Annotated in this window: 15 protein-coding genes and 1 tRNA gene; 11 read left to right on the plus strand and 5 right to left on the minus strand. The window is 71.4% G+C overall.

Translation table 11 applies throughout. From position 1 onward, the window contains the following. Nucleotides 1-37: 37 nt before the first annotated feature. A tRNA-Leu gene (locus AB0E78_RS20230) sits at nucleotides 38-122 on the minus strand. A gap of 181 nt (nucleotides 123-303) precedes the next feature. On the opposite strand from AB0E78_RS20230, the gene AB0E78_RS20235 reads away from it, so the two are divergent. The 3 genes from AB0E78_RS20235 (at nucleotide 304) to AB0E78_RS20245 (ending at nucleotide 3,027) form a co-directional block, all read left to right on the plus strand. Further along, nucleotides 304-1,656 carry a M20/M25/M40 family metallo-hydrolase gene (locus tag AB0E78_RS20235; RefSeq protein WP_361834089.1) on the plus strand — a complete coding sequence of 451 codons (1,353 nt, stop codon included), beginning with the start codon at nucleotides 304-306 and terminating at the stop codon, nucleotides 1,654-1,656. 196 nt (nucleotides 1,657-1,852) lie between these two features. Further along, nucleotides 1,853-2,086 (plus strand): chaplin ChpH, encoded by a 234-nt coding sequence (gene chpH / locus AB0E78_RS20240; protein ID WP_361834091.1) that lies wholly within the window; start codon nucleotides 1,853-1,855, stop codon nucleotides 2,084-2,086. Between the two features lie 140 nt (nucleotides 2,087-2,226). Continuing rightward, nucleotides 2,227-3,027 carry a chaplin gene (locus AB0E78_RS20245; protein WP_361834093.1) on the plus strand — a complete coding sequence of 267 codons (801 nt, stop codon included), beginning with the start codon at nucleotides 2,227-2,229 and terminating at the stop codon, nucleotides 3,025-3,027. Nucleotides 3,028-3,109: 82 nt separating this feature from the next. Here AB0E78_RS20245 and AB0E78_RS20250 read toward each other — a convergent pair whose 3' ends face one another. Then, complete coding sequence (locus AB0E78_RS20250) at nucleotides 3,110-3,298, minus strand: DUF5703 family protein (RefSeq protein WP_190082655.1); 189 nt, start codon at nucleotides 3,296-3,298, stop codon at nucleotides 3,110-3,112. Nucleotides 3,299-3,345: 47 nt separating this feature from the next. On the opposite strand from AB0E78_RS20250, the gene AB0E78_RS20255 reads away from it, so the two are divergent. Next, nucleotides 3,346-4,119 carry a hypothetical protein gene (locus AB0E78_RS20255; protein ID WP_361834095.1) on the plus strand — a complete coding sequence of 258 codons (774 nt, stop codon included), beginning with the start codon at nucleotides 3,346-3,348 and terminating at the stop codon, nucleotides 4,117-4,119. Between the two features lie 60 nt (nucleotides 4,120-4,179). On the opposite strand, the gene AB0E78_RS20260 is transcribed toward AB0E78_RS20255, so the two are convergent. Further along, the gene (locus AB0E78_RS20260) at nucleotides 4,180-6,468 is read right to left on the minus strand and encodes a helix-hairpin-helix domain-containing protein (protein WP_361834097.1); all 2,289 of its coding nucleotides are present in this window, start codon (nucleotides 6,466-6,468) and stop codon (nucleotides 4,180-4,182) included. Continuing rightward, nucleotides 6,465-7,445: an aldo/keto reductase gene (locus tag AB0E78_RS20265; protein WP_361834099.1), complete on the minus strand. Its 981-nt coding sequence runs from the start codon at nucleotides 7,443-7,445 to the stop codon at nucleotides 6,465-6,467. Before AB0E78_RS20265 ends, AB0E78_RS20260 begins: the two co-directional genes overlap by 4 nt. 177 nt (nucleotides 7,446-7,622) lie before the next feature. Between AB0E78_RS20265 and AB0E78_RS20270 the strand changes: the two genes are divergently transcribed. Both AB0E78_RS20270 and AB0E78_RS20275 read left to right on the plus strand, forming a co-directional pair. Beyond that, nucleotides 7,623-8,672: an LLM class F420-dependent oxidoreductase gene (locus AB0E78_RS20270; RefSeq protein WP_361834101.1), complete on the plus strand. Its 1,050-nt coding sequence runs from the start codon at nucleotides 7,623-7,625 to the stop codon at nucleotides 8,670-8,672. Nucleotides 8,673-8,909: 237 nt separating this feature from the next. Next, entirely contained in the window at nucleotides 8,910-9,698 is a 789-nt protein-coding gene (locus AB0E78_RS20275) for a ferritin-like domain-containing protein (RefSeq protein WP_361834656.1), read from the plus strand. Nucleotides 9,699-9,710: 12 nt separating this feature from the next. Here AB0E78_RS20275 and corA read toward each other — a convergent pair whose 3' ends face one another. Beyond that, on the minus strand, nucleotides 9,711-10,709 hold the full coding sequence (gene corA, locus AB0E78_RS20280) for a magnesium/cobalt transporter CorA (protein ID WP_361834659.1): 999 nt from the start codon (nucleotides 10,707-10,709) through the stop codon (nucleotides 9,711-9,713). 62 nt (nucleotides 10,710-10,771) lie between these two features. Between corA and AB0E78_RS20285 the strand changes: the two genes are divergently transcribed. The 5 genes from AB0E78_RS20285 (at nucleotide 10,772) to AB0E78_RS20305 (ending at nucleotide 17,485) form a co-directional block, all read left to right on the plus strand. Beyond that, complete coding sequence (locus AB0E78_RS20285; protein ID WP_361834103.1) at nucleotides 10,772-11,458, plus strand: histidine phosphatase family protein; 687 nt, start codon at nucleotides 10,772-10,774, stop codon at nucleotides 11,456-11,458. An 81-nt stretch (nucleotides 11,459-11,539) separates the two neighbouring features. Next, nucleotides 11,540-12,130, plus strand: coding sequence for a DUF3090 domain-containing protein (locus AB0E78_RS20290; protein WP_361834105.1), 591 nt, complete (start codon nucleotides 11,540-11,542; stop codon nucleotides 12,128-12,130). Beyond that, complete coding sequence (locus AB0E78_RS20295) at nucleotides 12,094-12,939, plus strand: SCO1664 family protein (RefSeq protein ID WP_361834107.1); 846 nt, start codon at nucleotides 12,094-12,096, stop codon at nucleotides 12,937-12,939. Before AB0E78_RS20290 ends, AB0E78_RS20295 begins: the two co-directional genes overlap by 37 nt. Before the next feature lie 153 nt (nucleotides 12,940-13,092). Continuing rightward, nucleotides 13,093-14,322, plus strand: coding sequence for a cysteine--1-D-myo-inosityl 2-amino-2-deoxy-alpha-D-glucopyranoside ligase (gene mshC, locus AB0E78_RS20300; RefSeq protein ID WP_361834108.1), 1,230 nt, complete (start codon nucleotides 13,093-13,095; stop codon nucleotides 14,320-14,322). 103 nt (nucleotides 14,323-14,425) lie between these two features. Next, the gene (locus AB0E78_RS20305) at nucleotides 14,426-17,485 is read left to right on the plus strand and encodes an NPCBM/NEW2 domain-containing protein (RefSeq protein WP_361834110.1); all 3,060 of its coding nucleotides are present in this window, start codon (nucleotides 14,426-14,428) and stop codon (nucleotides 17,483-17,485) included. The last annotated feature ends 20 nt before the right edge of the window (nucleotides 17,486-17,505 follow it).

Genomic DNA, 17,505 nt, shown 5'->3' on the forward strand with positions numbered 1-17,505 from the left:
CTGGCCCGCTCTTCGCGGTGTATCTGTGTTGCCTCTGTGTCCGAGGGGGGACTTGAACCCCCACGCCCGATAAAGGGCACTAGCACCTCAAGCTAGCGCGTCTGCCATTCCGCCACCCGGACCGGTGGTCTGTCGCGGTTTCCCGCGGCGACGTGGAAAACCATAGCAAACATTCGGGGGCCTCTGATCACACAGGTCAGGAGCGTGAACGGCGTATGACGGCGGGTGCCCGGCCTTGGGTGTCGGAGGGTGGACGCGGGAGGATGAGGAGGACCACCAGCAGCGATAGCGGGAGGAACCATCGTGAGCGAGCCGAGCAGGGCCGACAGGGCGGGCGAGGCGGACCGGTCGCGGCCCGTCACCGGTGAGGACGAGGTCGTCGATCTCTGCCGCGATCTGATCCGCATGGACACCAGCAACTACGGCGATCACTCGGGGCCGGGCGAGCGCAAGGCCGCCGAGTACGTCGCGGAGAAGCTCGCCGAGGTGGGGCTCGAGCCGCAGATCTTCGAATCGCACCCCGGACGGGCCTCCACGGTGGCCCGCATCGAGGGCGAGGACCGCTCCCGGCCCGCGCTGCTCATCCACGGCCACACCGATGTCGTACCGGCGAACGCGCAGGACTGGACGCACCACCCCTTCTCCGGGGAGATCGCGGACGGCTGTGTGTGGGGCCGTGGCGCCGTCGACATGAAGGACATGGACGCGATGACCCTCGCGGTCGTCCGCGAGCGCATGCGCACCGGCCGCAAGCCTCCGCGCGACATCGTGCTCTCGTTCATGGCCGACGAGGAGGCCGGCGGCACGTACGGCGCGCGCTACCTCGTCGACAACCACCCGGAGCTCTTCGAGGGCGTCACGGAGGCCATCAGCGAGGTCGGCGGCTTCTCCTACCAGGTCAACGAGGACCTGCGGCTCTACCTCATCGAGACGGCCCAGAAGGGCATGCACTGGATGAAGCTGACCGTGGACGGCACCGCCGGCCACGGTTCGATGATCCACAAGGACAACGCCATCACGGAACTGTCCGAGGCCGTCGGCCGGCTGGGGCGGCACGAGTTCCCGGTGCGGGTGACCAAGACGCTGCGGCACTTCCTGGACGAGCTCGGCGACGCCCTCGGCACCGAGCTCGACCCCGAGAACATGGACGCGACGCTCGCCAAGCTCGGCGGCATCGCCAAGCTCATCGGCGCCTCGCTGAAGAACACCGCCAACCCGACCCAGCTGGGCGCGGGCTACAAGGTCAACGTCATCCCCGGGCAGGCGACGGCGCACGTCGACGGCCGCTTCCTGCCGGGGTACGAGGAGGAGTTCCTCGCCGACCTGGACCGCATCCTCGGCCCGAACGTCAAGCGGACGGACGTACACGCGGACAAGGCCCTGGAGACCACCTTCGACGGTGCGCTCGTCGACGCCATGCAGACGGCGCTGCAGGCCGAGGACCCGATCGCCCGCGCCGTGCCGTACATGCTCTCCGCGGGCACCGACGCCAAGTCCTTCGACGACCTCGGCATCCGCGGCTTCGGTTTCGCGCCGCTGAAGCTGCCGCCGGAGCTGGACTTCGCGGGCATGTTCCACGGCGTGGACGAGCGGGTGCCGGTGGACGGCCTGAAGTTCGGTGTGCGCGTGCTCGACCGGTTCATCGACGCGTCCTGAACGCCGGTCCGTACGCCCCTCCACGCGCCCATCCGTGCCGCAAATGCGTGCTGAAACGAAACTCCAATAATCGTCAGCGCGTGCGTACTTGACTGAAAAGAGTGAAAGGGACCATAGGCTCGTAGCCCCATTACTCCCTCCTCGTTACAGGTGGTGCGGTCCGCGGCTGGGATCGCATTGCCAACAAGGAGGAATAATGATCAAGAAGGTCGTCGCTGCTGCGGTTGCCACTGGTGGTCTCGTGCTCGCGGGTGCGGGTATCGCTGCTGCCGACGCCGGTGCTCAGGGTGCCGCCGTGAAGTCCCCCGGCGTGCTCTCGGGCAATGTCGTCCAGGCGCCCATCCACGTGCCGGTGAACGTCTGTGGCAACACGGTCTCCGTGATCGGGCTGCTGAACCCCGCCTTCGGCAACACCTGCGCCAACGTCTGACGTTGTTGTGCCTCACCCCACGAGGGTCTGAGCCTGTCGGCCCCGGAGTGCGAGCCACGCACTCCGGGGCCTTCGGGCATTCCGTGTACGCGCCCCGAGGCGCGTACGCATTCCTGAAGGTCATAAGGCAGGGAAAACCTATGCGACAGGTCACTCGTAAAGGCCTGATCACGGTGGCGGCCGCGACAGGCGTGCTCGCCATCAGCGGTGGATACGCGCAAGCCGATTCCGGCGCCCACGGGGGTGCGTCGAATTCTCCGGGTGTGCTGTCCGGCAACTCCGTGCAGCTCCCGGTCGACGTACCGGTGAACGTCTGCGGCAACAGCGTCAACGTCGTCGGGGTGCTCAACCCCACGGCCGGCAACCACTGCGCCAACACCTCCCACCACGGCGGCAGCGGCTCGCACAAGCCCTCGGGTGGCGGGTCCGCGGCGGACGGGCACACCAGTGACTCGCCCGGCGTCGCCTCGGGCAATGACGTCCAGCTCCCGGTCGACGCGCCGGTGAACGTCTGCGGCAACAGCGTCACCATCGGCGGTCTCGGCAACGCGACCACAGGCAACGAATGCGCCAATGACTCGCACGGCGTGCCGCCGGGCAGCGGGAAGCCACCCACGAAGCCGGAGCAGCCGCCGGGCGGCCCGGAGCAGCCCGAGACGCCGGGTAAGCCGGGCGAACCGGGCAAGCCGGGTGAGCCGGGTGAGCCGGGTAAGCCTGGGGGCCCCGAGCAGCCGGGGAAGCCCGGTACGCCGGGTGAGAAGCCGGTGGACGACCGGGCGATGCCGAACGAGCCGGGGGCACAGACCGTCGCGCAGCCCAAGGGCTCGGAGTCGCTGGCCCAGACGGGGAGCGAACTGCCGATGGGCGTCGTGCTGCCGGTGGGCGCGGGCATGCTGCTCGCGGGCACGGTGCTGTACCGAAGGACCCGGTCGGCCGCCTGATCAGCGTGCGAGGCACCGCTTGATCGGTACGGAACGGAGGGTGTCCCGCCTGGTCGGGGCACCCTCCGTTCGCGTTCTCAGCTCACCAAGTGGCCCGCAGCTGGCGGATGATCCGCCGCTTCAGCCGCACCCTGCGGCTGCCGTCCGCGTGCAGGCTCAGACGGTCCAACTCCCAGTGTCCGTACTCCGCGTGGTCCGTCAGCAGGCGCGTTGCTTCCTTGCGGGTGACCCCGCGTGGGACATACACGTCGACAAATTCGTATTCCGGCATCGCATCTATTGTGCAAGTACGGGCCCGGTACGGATAGCGTCTGCACTATGTCTGATGCTGCGCAGCCCACCGCTGCCGAGGTACGCGCCGCCGCCGAGGCGGTCAAGACCGCGCTCGACCGTCACCTTGCCGCGGTCGAACGCAGGTCGGGGGAGGACGACCCGGCCGTCTACGAAGCGTTCAACGAGCTGGCCGCCGCGGCCGAGGAGTACGACGAGCTTCTCTACGACCGCTATGACGAGGTCACCCCCTTCGAGATCCCCGGCTCGGACAGCGACGTGCTGCCGCCCTACCAGGGCCCGGAGGAGGCGAACGCGCTCAGCGTGCTGATCCGCAGGGACTACGCCGTCGCGGAGCCGCAGCGGCTCCTCGCGCAGGCCCAGCGGGTCGCGGACCTCGACGAGGGAACGGCGGGCGAGAGTCCCGCCGCAGCGGCGGCCGGCAGCAGTGTGCACGCCGCGCTCGGCGTCCTCTTCGGTGAGTTCGAGCCGGACGAGATCGCCTCCCGGCACAAGGAGTTCGGCCTGGAGGAGGGCGACTCCACGCTCTGGGTCACCGCGGCGGACGAGCCGGCCGAGCCGGGGGAGTGGCTCGATGCCCCCTTCGACCAGGCGGACCCGCACCGGGTCGTGTGCCGCTTCGACGTCAGCGCGGTCTTCGACGACGAGCCGGACGACGACGGCATCGACCCCGACGTCCACGTCCATGCGGATCCGGACGCCGTGGCGGTCCTGGAGGAGCTCGACGAGCTCGACGAGGCGGACGACGCCGATGTCGCCGACGTCAACGACGGCCGAAGGGCGCTGGACGCGGATCGCTGACCTGCGGGGCGCAGCCGTCGCGGCTGCGCCCCACAGCTCGTGCGTGTCCGGTCGCCCGGCTCACGCCGTGGCGGGCACCTGGGGGCGCAGCAGGGTCTGCAGGCGCGTCGTACGGGCCTTCGCGGGGATCTCCGCCACCGCGCGCGGCAGCGCCTGCTCCGCGCCCTGGACCACCGACAGGTGCCGCTCGCCGCGGCTGAACGCGGTGTAGACCCACGGCCTGCTCAGGGCCGCTGTCGCGTCGCCGGGCAGCACCACGACCGCAGCGGGCCAGCTGAGGCCGACGGCCTGGTGCGCGGTGAGCGCCCAGGCATGCCGCACCGTCTGCTCCACCTGCTCCTTCGGTACGACGACGGGGGCGCCGTCACACTCCAGGTGCAGCCCCTCCGCGTCGGCCCGCAGGACCCGGCCCAGGATCGTGCGCCCGGGCGCCGGTACGTGGGCGACGCGGTCGCCGGGGTCGAAGCCGCCGAACCGGCCGGGGCCGGGGTTCAGCCGCTCCTTGAGCGCGGTGTTCAGGGCGCGGGTGCCCGCGGCGCCGCCGTGCCCCGGAGTGATCACCTGGGTGTCCTCCGTGGGTACGCCGATCGCCCGGGGCACCGAGTCCGCCACGAGCTGCACCGTGCGGTGGACCGCCTCGCCCGCGTCGCGGACCGGGACGATCACGACTTCCTTGCCCGGCGCCTCGACCTGGTTCAGCTCGCCGATGCCGACGCCCGAGACCAGCTCTCCGATGGGCCCGGGGTCCGGGACGCGGGAGACGACCTGGGGGCAGCAGTGCGCCGCGGTGAGGTCCGCGAAGACCCGGCCGGGGCCCGCCGACCACAGCACCCCCGGATCGCCGCTGAGCACCAGGCGGGCGCCGTCAGGGAGGGACTCCACCAGCATCGCGGCGCTCTCCACGTCCAGCTGCGGCGCGTCCAGGACCACCAGGAGGTCGAGGGCGAGTGCGCCGTCCCTGTCCCGTCCAGGGCCCTCCGCTCCGGAGAGCAGCCCCGCCACGGTCGCGGCGCCCGCCTCGTCCGCGTCGGCGCCGATCAGCCCGGCGACGCGTCGGCGTCCCGCGGAGCTGTGCGTGGCCGCCCAGGCCCGCAGGCCGAGACCGGCCGCGGCCCTCACCAGCGCGGCGGGCTCGGCGCGGGCCGCCTCGCCGCCGGTGTGCAGGACGAGGCCGTGTCCGGCCACCGCGCGGATCAGCTCGGCGGTGGAACCCGAGGCTTGGCCCGCCGCGGACTCCCAGTCGGCGGCCCGCGGGCCCGAACCCTCGTCCTTGGGCAGGGAATTGATCACCCGGGCGAGCCCGTCGGCGAGGCTCTCCTCCGCGAGGGCGTACTGCTCGAGGCCGACCAGGACGCGGACCGGCTGCTCGGTCTCCTCGCCCTCGCCGTCGCCCTCTTCCCGGACGGGGGCCGCGGGGGCCGGTGCGCCCGGCGTCTCGATGACGTCCTGGAAGACCAGGATGTCACCCTCCGCGATGGCGCTCTGCACCGCCGCGTCCGGATCGGGCACGGCGCGCTGCCCGAGCGCGGCGGTGAGCGCCGCCGCGTCCAGGGCCGTGTGGCCCGCGACGGCCGCCTGCTCGAGGAGCCAGGTGGTGATCGCGCGTCCCCTGCGCTCGTCGTCGGGCCCGCACTCCGCGCCGAGCAGCGCCCGCGCGAATCCGTCGGCCTGCTCCGTGCGCACGCCACTGACCCGCAGCAACCGCCAGGGATCCGCGCGCAGTTGGGTGTCCGCGCCCTCGCCGAGCACCGTGGCCGCGCGCGCGGCCAGGGTGGCGGGTGCGCCTCCGTCGGCGAGGACGGCACGGACCGCTTCCACGGCTTCGTCGCCGGGGCCGGCCGAGGTGGGTGCCGCGACGGGCTGGGGTCGCCGCACAGGCTCCTGCACGGCCTTGCGGGGTGCGGGTTCGGGCTCGCTGAAGGCGCTGACGACCGGCTTCTCGCCGCTCTCCACCGCGCGCACGGCGGCCAGCAGATCGGCGGCCTTGCCGCTGAGCTTGGCCCCGGCGTCGACCGGCCCCTGCTTGGCTGCCTTCCGCGCGGCGATCCGCTCCTGAAGCTCCCGCTGAGCAGCGATCTCCGCCTCGGTCTCCGACAACTCCTTGCTCTCCGCGGCAGCTTCGCCTTCCACGGCGGCGTCAGGAGTGCCGGCGTCAGCATCGGCGACGTCGGCGCCGGCGGCATCAGGCTCGGCGGCTTCAGAACCAGCGGCCTCAGGACCGTCGACGTCAGTGCTGGCGGCTGTGGCGGTGTCGGTGGCGTGCTCGGCCTCCGGTGCCTGCGGCCCGGTTTCCTCCGGGGCGGCGGCCTCCGCTTCCTCCGCGGCAGCGGTTTCCGGCTCCGTACTCACAGCGTGCTCCAGTCCTGATCGGGGTAACGGTGCACGGGCGCCGACACGTCGTCGAGCGCCTGGCAGATCTCGTCAGGAAGACTAAGGGTCTCCACTGACAATGCGGCCGTGAGCTGCTGCGCGTTGCGCGCGCCGACGATCGGCGCGGTCACTCCGGGGCGGTCGCGCACCCACGCGAGGGCGACCTGCAGGGGCGTGGCCGCGAGGCCGTCCGCCGCCGTGGCGAGCGCGTCGACGATGCGGCTCGCGGCGTCATCGAGATAGGGCGCGACGAACGGCGCGAAGTGCTCCGAGCCACCGCGCGAGTCGGCCGGGGTGGAGTGACGGTACTTCCCGGTGAGCACGCCGCGGCCGAGCGGTGACGAAGGAAGCAGGCCCACGCCGAGGTCCATCGCGGCCGGCAGCAGCTCCCGCTCGACACCGCGCTGCAGCAGGGAGTACTCCATCTGCGTGCTGGCCAGGCGGGTCCGGGTCCCCGGGGCGGCGAGCTGCCAGGTGGCCGCCTTGGCGAGCTGCCAGCCGGAGAAGTTCGAGATGCCCGCATAGCGCGCCCGGCCGCTGCTGACGGCTATGTCCAGGGCCTGGAGCGTCTCGTCCAGGGGCGTGCGGGGGTCGAAGGCGTGCAGCTGCCACAGGTCCACGTAATCCGTGCCCAGGCGGGAGAGGGACGCGTCGAGCGCGGAGAGGAGGTGGCCCCGTGAGCCGTCGAAGCGGCGGTCGGGATCGGGCACGCTGCCCGCCTTGGTCGCGATGACCAGGTCGCGCCGCGGCACGAGCCGTTCTATGAGTCGGCCGAGCAGGTACTCCGCCTCCCCGTCGCCGTACACATCGGCTGTGTCGACGAGGCTGCCACCGGCTTCCCAGAACACCTTCAAAAGATCGGCGGCGTCGCTTTCCTGGGTGTGCCCCCAGGTCAGGGTGCCGAGTCCGATCCGGGACACGCGAAGGCCGGTACGGCCGAGATGCCTCTGCTCCATGGGCGCTGAGATTACTGGCCGTGCTCCAGCGGCGTGAGGGGCTGTGGACAAACCTGTGACTGTGGAGAACCCGGCCACCCGGTCACCCGCCCCGCCCGCCTGCCGATGACGGTCCCGGGGGCCACGCGCTACAGTCCCCGGCACAAGGACGTTACTGCTCAGTAAGGGGATTCGGCCATGCAGCTCGGGATCAACCTCGGCTACTGGGGCGCGGGGATGGACGCGGACAACCTCGCCGTCGCCAAGGAGGCCGACAAGCTCGGCTACGCGGTCTGCTGGGCCGCCGAGGCCTACGGCTCGGACGCCGCGACGGTGCTGTCCTGGGTGGCCGCGCAGACCGAACGCATCGACATCGGATCCGCGATCTTCCAGATCCCGGCCCGGCAGCCCGCGATGACCGCCATGACGGCCGCCACGCTCGACTCGCTCTCCGGCGGCCGTTTCCGGCTCGGCCTCGGCGTCTCGGGTCCGCAGGTCTCCGAGGGCTGGTACGGCGTCAAGTTCGACAAGCCGCTGGCCCGCACCCGCGAGTACGTCGAGATCGTCCGCAAGGCGATGACGCGCGAGCGCCTCAGCTACGAGGGCGAGCACTGGACGCTCCCGCTGCCGGACGGGCCGGGCAAGCCCCTCAAGCTCACCGTCCACCCGGAGCGCGAGCACATCCCGCTGTACGTCGCCGCGATCGGCCCCAAGAACCTGGAGCAGACCGGTGAGATCGCCGACGGTGCCCTGCTGATCTTCCCCGCGGCCGAGCACCTGGAGGAGACCGCGATCCGTCACCTGCGCGCGGGCCGCGAGAAGGCGGGCAAGACGATGGACGGCTTCGACGTCGTCCCGACGGTGCCGCTCGCGGTGGGCGACGACATCAACGGCCTCGCGGACATGTTCCGCCCGTACACCGCCCTCTACGTGGGCGGCATGGGCAGCCGCAAGCAGAACTTCTATAACCAGCTCGCCCAGCGCATGGGCTACGAGAAGGAAGCGGCCGAGATCCAGGACAAGTACCTGGCCGGCGACAAGGCCGGCGCGGCGGCAGCGGTGCCGCACGAGCTGATCGACTCGACGACGCTCCTCGGCTCCGTGGACCGCATCGCCGAGCGGATGCAGGCCTACGCGGCTGCCGGGGTCACCACACTGACGCTGGCACCGGCCGGCTTCACGCTGGAGGAGCGGATCACGGCCCTGCGCGCCGGTACGCAGGCGCTGGAGCGCGCCGGTCTCGCGTAACCCGGAGAGATAACCCGGAGGGAGAAGTTCTGCGGCCGTGGTGGGGGCTCGGGGGTCTTCCCCGCCACGGCCGTCACGGGGCACAACGCGTCACGGCGCCCCTCGGTTACGGCCCCGTCCGGGGGCAACTGTCCTTCGTTTGGCGGAGCCGGCCCCGGCATCTGTTGCCATGCCCGCGCCACCGCATTTGACTTGCTCTTTGCGGAGGTTCGCGTGGAGGGCATGGAGGTGCCACTGATGCTGTCGGCCAGGAGTGTCTTCGAGGAGATCCTCGACAACGACGAGTCGTTCCAGCTCTTCTGTTCCATCGCAGCCAGCGGGGAGTCGCAGGGCGGCTGGGAGAACGGGCGCATCGCGGCGCTCCTGCCCGAGAGCCAGCGCGCCCTCACCGCCAAGGTCACCCGGCACGGCGCCGACGAGGACAAGCACGGGCGGATCTTCAACGCCCTCCTGAAGAAGCGCGGCCTCGATCCCGTCCCGGTCCCGCCCGGGACGGACTACACCATGCTCCTGGAGCAGCGGGGCATCGGTCTGGCGCACGAGAAGCTGCGCCGTGAGGAGCCGCTGAGCGAGCGGGACGTCGTCGTCTACCTCGCGCACAGCCGCGTCACCGAACAGCGCGCCTCCGACCAGATGGGCATGCTGGCCAAGTACTTCGGGGACCACCCCGAGGTCGGCAGGGCCGTCACGATGATCTGCCGCGACGAGGACAACCACCTGGCGTACTGCCACGAGGAACTGCTGCGCCTGGCCGCGGCCGGACACGGGCGGACGATCCTGGACACCCTGCACGAGTGCGCCCGGGCCGAGACGCGTGTGTACCGGGACGTGAGCATCGCCGTGATGGGCCACATGGGGCGCATCCTGGGCTGGCCGAGGCCCAAGTCCGCGGCGCTCGCCTCGGGCATCCACGCCATCTACGGGTACGAACGGTGCGGCGGCTGGCGGCGGATGGTGTCCCTGAAGCTGCCCGAGCGGCGCGACGCCCTCGGCGGGCCCGCCACGGCGGCGGCCGGTTTCGCGTGACCCCGCCGCCGGCTAGAGCCAGCCGCGGCGCTTGAACAGCCGGTAGAGGAAGACCTCGAGCGCGACCATCAGCAGGATCACGGCCGGGTAGGACCAGAGCCAGTGCAGCTCCGGCATGTGGTCGAAGTTCATGCCGTAGACCCCCGCGATCATGGTGGGGACCGCGGCCATGGCCGCCCACGCCGAGATCTTCCGCATGTCGTCGTTCTGCCGCACGCTCATCTGCGCCAGGTGCGCGGAGAGGATGTCGGAGACCAGCCGGTCGAGGCTGTCCACCCAGTCGTTCACGCGCGTCAGATGGTCGCTGACGTCCCGGAAGAACGGCTGGGCCGTGTCCTTCACGAACGGCACGTCAGGCGCGAAGGGGCCCGTTCCGGAGAGGCGCATCATGGGCATCGCCAACGGTCCGGTGGCCCGGCGGAACTCGACGATCTGCCGCTTGAACCGGTAGATCCGGGACGCCGTGTTGCGGCTGCCCCCGTTGTCGGGCGAGAAGACCTCCGCCTCCAGCTCCTCCAGGTCGGTCTGCAGCTCGCCCGCGACGTCCAGGTAGTGGTCGACCGTGGCGTCCGCGATCGCGTACAGGACGGACGTGGGGCCGTGCTTGAGCATCTGGGTGTCCGCCTCCATGCGGTGGCGTACGACGCCCAGGGGCGAGCCCTCGCCGTGCCGGACCGTCACCACGAAGGCGTCGCCGATGAAGACCATGACCTCGCCCGAGGAGACGGCGTCGCTGTCCGGCTCGTAGACGACCGGCTTCAGGACCACGAACAGCGAGTCGTCGTACACCTCCAGCTTGGGCCGCTGATGCGCCTTCAAGGCGTCCTCCACGGCCAGCGGATGCAGCCCGAACTCCCTGCTGACCTCGTCGAACTCCTCCTCCGTCGGTTCGTGCAGGCCCACCCAGACGAACGCGTCGCCCGCGGCGCGCGCCTCGTCGAGCGCATCGGAGAAGTCCGCCTCGCACTCGCTCCGGCGGCCGTCCCGGTACATCGCGCAGTCCACGATCACGGAGCGCATTCTTCCGAACCTCTGCTCGGGGCGCACCCCCTCGGCGGCTTAGGCTGGCCCGCATGCCCACGCTGATCCTCGTCCGGCACGGACGATCCACCGCCAACACCGCGGGCCTGCTCGCCGGGTGGACCCCCGGCGTGGCCCTGGACGAGCGCGGCACCGCACAGGCCGCCGCGCTCCCCGGACGCCTCGCGGACCTGCCGCTCGCCGAAGTCGTCACGAGCCCCCTGCAACGCTGCCAGGAGACCGTCGCGCCGCTGCTCGCCGCCCGGCCGGACCTGCGGGCGCACACCGACGACCGCATCGGGGAGTGCCACTACGGCGACTGGTCGGGCCGCAAGCTCGCCGAGCTCTCCGACGAGCCGCTCATGGAGGTCGTACAGCAGCATCCGTCGGCGGCCGCCTTCCCCGGCGGCGAGTCCATGCGCGCCATGCAGACGCGGGCGGCCGAGGCGGTACGCGAGTGGAACGCGCGCGTGGAGCGCGACCACGGCCCCGACGCCGTGTACCTCATGTGCTCGCACGGCGACATCATCAAGTCCCTTGTCGCGGACGCCATCGGCCTCCACCTGGACCTCTTCCAGCGCATCTCCGTGGAGCCCTGTTCCGTCACCGCCATCCGCTTCACGCGGCTGCGCCCCTTCCTCGTACGACTGGGGGACACCGGCGACTTCGGGTCGCTCGCGCCCCGTGTGGAGCCGTCGGGCAGCGACGCGGCGGTGGGGGGCGATGCGGGAGCACCGTGATCGTCACCCGCAGTAGGGTGCAGTCGTCGCGCCGAACAGGCGCAAATGATCAACCGCAGTCGATCCCAATGGAGACAGGACGTGTCGCGTCAGGTGTTCCTCTACGACCCGCCGGAACGCTTCGTGGCCGGAACGGTCGGACTCCCCGGACGGCGTACCTTCTTCCTCCAGGCTTCCGCCGGTGGCCGGGTGACCAGCGTCGCCCTGGAGAAGACCCAGGTGGCCGCCCTCGCCGAACGCATGGAAGAGCTGCTCGACGAGGTGGTGCGCCGCAGCGGCGGCAACACCCCCGTGCCCGCGGTGGCCCCCTCCGAGATCAGTGACAGCGCGCCTCTGGACGCGCCGGTCGAGGAGGAGTTCCGCGTCGGCACGATGGCGCTGGCCTGGGACGGCGACGAGGAGCGGATGATCGTCGAGGCGCAGGCTCTGGTCGAGCTGGACGCTGAGTCCGACGAGGACCTCGCGGAAGCCGAGGAAAGGCTTCTGCAGGACGAGGAGAACGGGCCGCCGATGCTGCGCGTCCGGCTCTCCGGGGTGCAGGCGCGCGCGTTCGCCCGGCGCGCCCTGGACGTCGTGAACGCGGGCCGGCCGCCGTGCCCCCTGTGCAGCCTCCCGCTCGACCCGGAAGGACACGTATGCCCGCGGCAGAACGGATACCGGCGGGGAGCGTGACCTCCGACGCCATGGAGCTGCTCTCCCGCGGTGAGCTGACCGTGCGGGGGCGGATCCGCGAGGCCTCGAACGCGGTGCTCTACTGCTCCGTCGCGTACGAGGGCCAGGAAGCCGCCTGCGTCTACAAGCCGGTGGCCGGGGAGCGGCCGCTGTGGGATTTCCCCGACGGGACGCTCGCGCAGCGCGAGGTGGCCGCGTACGAGGTCTCCGAGGCGACGGGGTGGGGCCTGGTCCCGCCGACCGTGCTGCGGGACGGGCCGCACGGCGAGGGCATGTGCCAGCTGTGGATCGAGGGCTCGGACACCGACCCGGAGTCCTCCGAGGACGGCGGGGAGCTGCTGGCCCTCGTCGAGGGCGCGGAGCCGGGTGAGGGCTGGAAGGCGATCGGCTTCGCCGACGTGGGGGAGGGGCGTACGGCGCTTCTCGTGCACGCGGACGACGAGCGGCTGCGGCGGCTCGCCGTGCTCGACGCGGTGATCAACAACGCGGACCGCAAGGGCGGCCATCTGCTGACCGACGCGGGCCGCCTGTACGGCATCGACCACGGGGTCACCTTCAACGCCGAGGACAAGCTGCGGACCCTCCTGTGGGGCTGGGCGGGGGAGCCGCTGACCGCCGAGGCGGTCGGGGTCCTCGAGTCCCTGCGGGGCGCGCTGGCGGACGGGGCGCCGCTGGGCCTCCGGCTGGGGAAGCTGATCACCGGGGCGGAGCTGGACGCGGTGCGCGCCCGCGTGGACGCCCTGCTGGCGTCCGGGAAGCATCCCGTGCCCGGCGGGGAGTGGCCCGCGATTCCGTGGCCGCCGGTGTAGGCGTGGCCTCGCGGCGATGGTGTTGTCCCCCACGTTTGGGCGGGCGGAACGCCTGCCCACAACGGGAGTGGCCGCTCTGCCGTGATTCCCGGATCAAGGTGCCCCGCCAGCCCCCACTCGTATACGGACGCTCCGTCCGGTTAGGCTCAGGGCATGCATGCCTGGCCCGCTTCTGAGGTCCCCGCCCTGCCTGGCAAGGGCCGCGACCTCCGGATCCACGACACCGCGACCGGTGGTCTTGTCACCCTTGACCCCGGTCCCGTCGCCCGTATCTACGTCTGCGGCATCACTCCGTACGACGCGACCCATATGGGTCACGCGGCGACCTACAACGCGTTCGACCTCGTGCAGCGCGTGTGGCTCGACAACAAGCGGCAGGTTCATTACGTCCAGAACGTGACCGACGTGGATGACCCGCTCCTGGAACGCGCCATCCGTGACGGCAAGGACTGGGTGGAGCTCGCCGAGGGCGAGACCGCCCTGTTCCGCGAGGACATGACCGCCCTGCGGCTGCTCCCGCCGCAGCACTACATCGGAGCCGTCGAGGCGATACCCGGCATCGTGCCGCTCGTCGAACGGCTCCGGGACATGGGCGCCGCCTATGAGCTCGAGGGCGACGTCTACTTCTCGGTCGAGTCCGACCCGCACTTCGGTGAGGTGTCCGGCCTCGACGCCGCCGCGATGAAGCTGCTCTCCGCCGAGCGCGGCGGCGACCCGGACCGCCCGGGCAAGAAGGACCCGCTCGACCCGATGCTCTGGATGGCCGCCCGCGAGGGCGAGCCGAGCTGGGACGGGGCCTCGCTCGGCCGCGGCCGGCCCGGCTGGCACATCGAGTGCGTGGCCATCGCCCTTGACCACCTGGGCATGGGCTTCGACGTGCAGGGCGGCGGGTCCGACCTCGCCTTCCCGCACCACGAGATGGGCGCGTCGCATGCCCAGGCGCTCACCGGCGAGCACCCCTTCGCCAAGGCGTACGTGCACGCGGGCATGGTCGGCCTGGACGGCGCCAAGATGTCGAAGTCCAAGGGCAACCTCGTCTTCGTGTCGAAGCTGCGGCGGGACGGGACCGACCCGGCCGCCATCCGCCTCGCGCTCCTGGCGAACCACTACCGCGCCGACTGGGAGTGGACCGACTCCGTCCTGACCGAGGCCGTGGAGCGCCTGGGCCGGTGGCGTGCCGCCGTCTCGCGCCCCGACGGACCCTCCGCCGACGCTGTGGTCGAGCAGATGCGCGAAGCCCTGGCCAACGACCTGGACTCACCGGCCGCGCTCGCCGCGGTCGACGCCTGGGCCGCCCGCCAGGCCGCCGATGGCGGTACGGAAGAGGGCGCCCCCGGCGTCGTATCCCGTGCCGTGGACGCGCTGCTCGGCGTCGCACTGTAGGACCCGTCCGCCGGGCCGCCGCCGGACTCCGTTTCGAGGAGTCCAGCAGCGGCTCGGCAAAGTCCATGGCCTCCACACCCTCCGGGGCGCTAGACACCGGGCCATGAGATCACCCACCCGCTCCAGACGGGCGGCCGTCGTCGCCGCCCTGTTCGGCCTCCTCGCCGTGTTCGCCGGTCCCGGTGGCGGCGCCGCGCAGGCCGCCGATGAACCCGCGACCACCGTCGGGGACGTCACGGACTTCGCCGCCGACGGCTCCGTCTACCGCCTCACCGCGGGCAAGGCCGTGGCCCGCGTCAGTTTCGTGTCGGCCGAGACGTTCCGGCTCGAACTCGCCCCCGAGGGCGAGTTCACCGACCCGACGGGCAAGGACATCGTCCTGCCGCAGGGCGAACCGCCGCGCGCCAAGTGGGCCGACAAGGGCGACCGTTACGAACTGAGCACCTCCAAGGTGACCCTGCGCGCCTACAAGTCGCCCCTGCGCTTCGCCCTCTACCGCGCCGACGGCACCCAGGTCTGGGCCGAGTCGAAGGGCCTGAGCTGGACCAAGGACGCCACCACCCAGTCCCTGGCCCGTGGCGCCGACGAGCAGTACTACGGCGCCGGAATGCAGAACGGGCGGGGCAACACCTCGCACCGGGGCAAGAAGGTCGAGGTGAGCGTCGACTACGACTGGGACGACGGCGGCCACCCCAACTCCGTGCCGTTCTACGTGTCTTCGCAGGGCTATGGAGTCTTCCGCAACACGTACGCGCCCAACACCTATGACTTCGCCGAGCCGGTGACGACCAGCGCCAAGGAACAGCGCTTCGACGCCTACTACTTCGCCGGGCGTGGCGCGAAGGACGTCAAGGGGGTCATAGGGCAGTACACGAAGCTCACCGGGAAGCCCTTCCTGCCGCCCGTCTACGGCCTGGAGGTCGGCGACGCCGACTGCTACCTCCACAACGCCAACCAGGGCGAGCGGCACACCCTGGACTCCCTGAAGGTCGCCGACGAGTACCTGAAGCACGACATGCCCAACGGCTGGATGCTCGTCAACGACGGCTACGGCTGCGGCTACGAAGACCTCGCCGAGACCGCCAAGGGCCTCCAGGACCGCGACATGCAGATGGGCCTGTGGACCGAGGACGGCATCGACAAGATCGCCGACCAGGTCAAGGCGGGCCAGCGCGTCGCCAAGCTCGACGTCGCCTGGGTCGGCGACGGCTACAAGAAGGCGCTCGACGGCTGCAAGGACGCGTACAAGGGCATCGAGGACAACAGCGACGCCCGCGGCTTCACCTGGGCCCCGGAGAGCTGGTCGGGCGCCCAGCGCTGCGGGGTGCAGTGGTCCGGCGACCAGAGCGGAAGCTGGGAGTACATCCGCTGGCAGATCCCGACCTACGCGGGCGCGACCATGTCCGGCATGGCCTACACGACCGGTGACGTGGACGGCATCTTCGGCGGCAGCGCCAAGACGTACGCGCGTGACCTGCAGTGGAAGTCGTTCCTGCCGGTCACGATGACGATGGACGGCTGGGCCGCCAACGACAAGCAGCCCTTCCGCTACGGCGAGCCCTACACCTCCATCAACCGCAAGTACCTCAAGCTCCACGAATCGCTGCTGCCCTACTTCTACTCGTACGGCCACGAGGCGACGAAGACGGGCGTCGGCGCCACGCGTCCGCTGGCCCTCGAATACCCCGACGACCCGAAGGCCGCCACCGAAGCGGCCAAGTACGAGTTCCTGGCGGGCGAGGACTTCCTCGTCGCGCCCGTCTACAAGGACACGACCGTCCGCGACGGCATCTACCTCCCCAAGGGCACGTGGACCGACTACTGGAGCGGCCGCACGTACCAGGGTCCGACGACCGTCGACCACTACAGCGCGCCCCTCGACACCCTGCCGCTGTTCGTCAAGGGCGGTGCCAGCGTGCCGATGTGGCCCGGCATCAGGTCCTACAAGGACCGCACCGCCGCCTCACCGCTCGCCTGGGACATCTACCCGCAGGGCACGTCCTCCTTCGAGCTGTACGAGGACGACGGCGTGACCCGGCAGCACCGCGACGGCAAGTACGCCACCCAGCGTGCCGACGTCGAGGCGCCCCGCTCCGGGGCGGGCGACGTACGGGTGCGGATCGGCGCGAGCAAGGGGGAGTTCAGCGGCAAGCAGACCAAGCGGCCCTACGCCTTCACGCTGCACACCGGTGACGCGCCCAGCCGGGTGGAGCTGGGCGGCGACAGGCTGCCGCGGCTCACCTCGAAGGCTGCGTACGAGAAGGCGGCGCAGGGCTGGTTCTACGACCGGGACGACCGGGGCGGTGTCGTCAAGGTGAAGACGGCGGCGCTCCGCACGGACCGCGCCTTCGAGCTGGAACTCGACGACACCAGCGCGGTCGGCGGTGCCGTGCCCGGCGCGAGCGCCGCGGTGAGCGCCCCCGCCGGTCAGGAACTCGGCGCGGGTACGGCGGGCAAGATCGCCGTCGACGTCACGGCGGGGACGCGGGACGCCACCGGCGTCGACGTCACCCTGGACGTGCCGGAGGGCTGGACCGTGGGCACCGCCCACGCCGACCGCGTCAAGGCGGGCACCACCCGCCGCGTCGAGGTCGCCGTCACCCCGCCCAAGGGCGCCGACCCCGGCGAACAGCCGCTGACGGCGACGGTCCGCCACCGCTCGGCGGGCCAGGACCGCACCGCCACCCAGCGGTTCGCGGTCGCCGTCATGCCACCGGCGCCGACGGCCGACACCTGGGCGAGCGACATGGTGTGGCTGAAGTCGGCCAACGGCTACGGTCCCGCCGAACGCGATCGCAGCAACGGCGAGTCGGGCGCCGAGGACGGCCACACACTGACCCTCGCGGGCAAGACGTACGACAAGGGGGTCGGCACCCACGCCGACTCCGCCATCGAGGTCTACACGGGCGGCAAGTGCGGACGGTTCACCGCCGACGTGGGCATCGACGACGAGATCAACGGCTACGGAGAGGTGGCCTTCTCGGTCGAGGCCGACGGCAAGGTCCTGTGGACCTCGCCCAAGGTGACGGGCGCATCGGCGACCGTCCCGGTGGACGTCGACGTGAGCGGCGCCCGGCACGTGGAGCTGAAGGTGAGCGACACCAACGGCTCCAAGAGCGGGGACCACGGGGACTGGGCAGCGGCGAAGTTCAGCTGCGCGTAGGCCGGTCACCGGCAGGGAGC

It is taken from the genome of Streptomyces sp. NPDC032198 (genome assembly GCF_040636975.1).
GTDB lineage: Bacteria > Actinomycetota > Actinomycetes > Streptomycetales > Streptomycetaceae > Streptomyces.

Excerpts from the sequence above, each read along its gene's own strand:
- chpH (WP_361834091.1), top strand. The coding sequence starts at position 1,853 with ATGATCAAGAAGGTCGTCGCTGCTGCGGTTGCCACTGGTGGTCTCGTG.
- AB0E78_RS20245 (WP_361834093.1), top strand. The coding sequence starts at position 2,227 with ATGCGACAGGTCACTCGTAAAGGCCTGATCACGGTGGCGGCCGCGACA.
- AB0E78_RS20250 (WP_190082655.1), bottom strand. The coding sequence starts at position 3,298 with ATGCCGGAATACGAATTTGTCGACGTGTATGTCCCACGCGGGGTCACC.
- AB0E78_RS20255 (WP_361834095.1), top strand. The coding sequence starts at position 3,346 with ATGTCTGATGCTGCGCAGCCCACCGCTGCCGAGGTACGCGCCGCCGCC.
- AB0E78_RS20265 (WP_361834099.1), bottom strand. The coding sequence starts at position 7,445 with ATGGAGCAGAGGCATCTCGGCCGTACCGGCCTTCGCGTGTCCCGGATC.
- AB0E78_RS20270 (WP_361834101.1), top strand. The coding sequence starts at position 7,623 with ATGCAGCTCGGGATCAACCTCGGCTACTGGGGCGCGGGGATGGACGCG.
- AB0E78_RS20275 (WP_361834656.1), top strand. The coding sequence starts at position 8,910 with ATGCTGTCGGCCAGGAGTGTCTTCGAGGAGATCCTCGACAACGACGAG.
- AB0E78_RS20285 (WP_361834103.1), top strand. The coding sequence starts at position 10,772 with ATGCCCACGCTGATCCTCGTCCGGCACGGACGATCCACCGCCAACACC.
- AB0E78_RS20295 (WP_361834107.1), top strand. The coding sequence starts at position 12,094 with ATGCCCGCGGCAGAACGGATACCGGCGGGGAGCGTGACCTCCGACGCC.
- mshC (WP_361834108.1), top strand. The coding sequence starts at position 13,093 with ATGCATGCCTGGCCCGCTTCTGAGGTCCCCGCCCTGCCTGGCAAGGGC.
- AB0E78_RS20305 (WP_361834110.1), top strand. The coding sequence starts at position 14,426 with ATGAGATCACCCACCCGCTCCAGACGGGCGGCCGTCGTCGCCGCCCTG.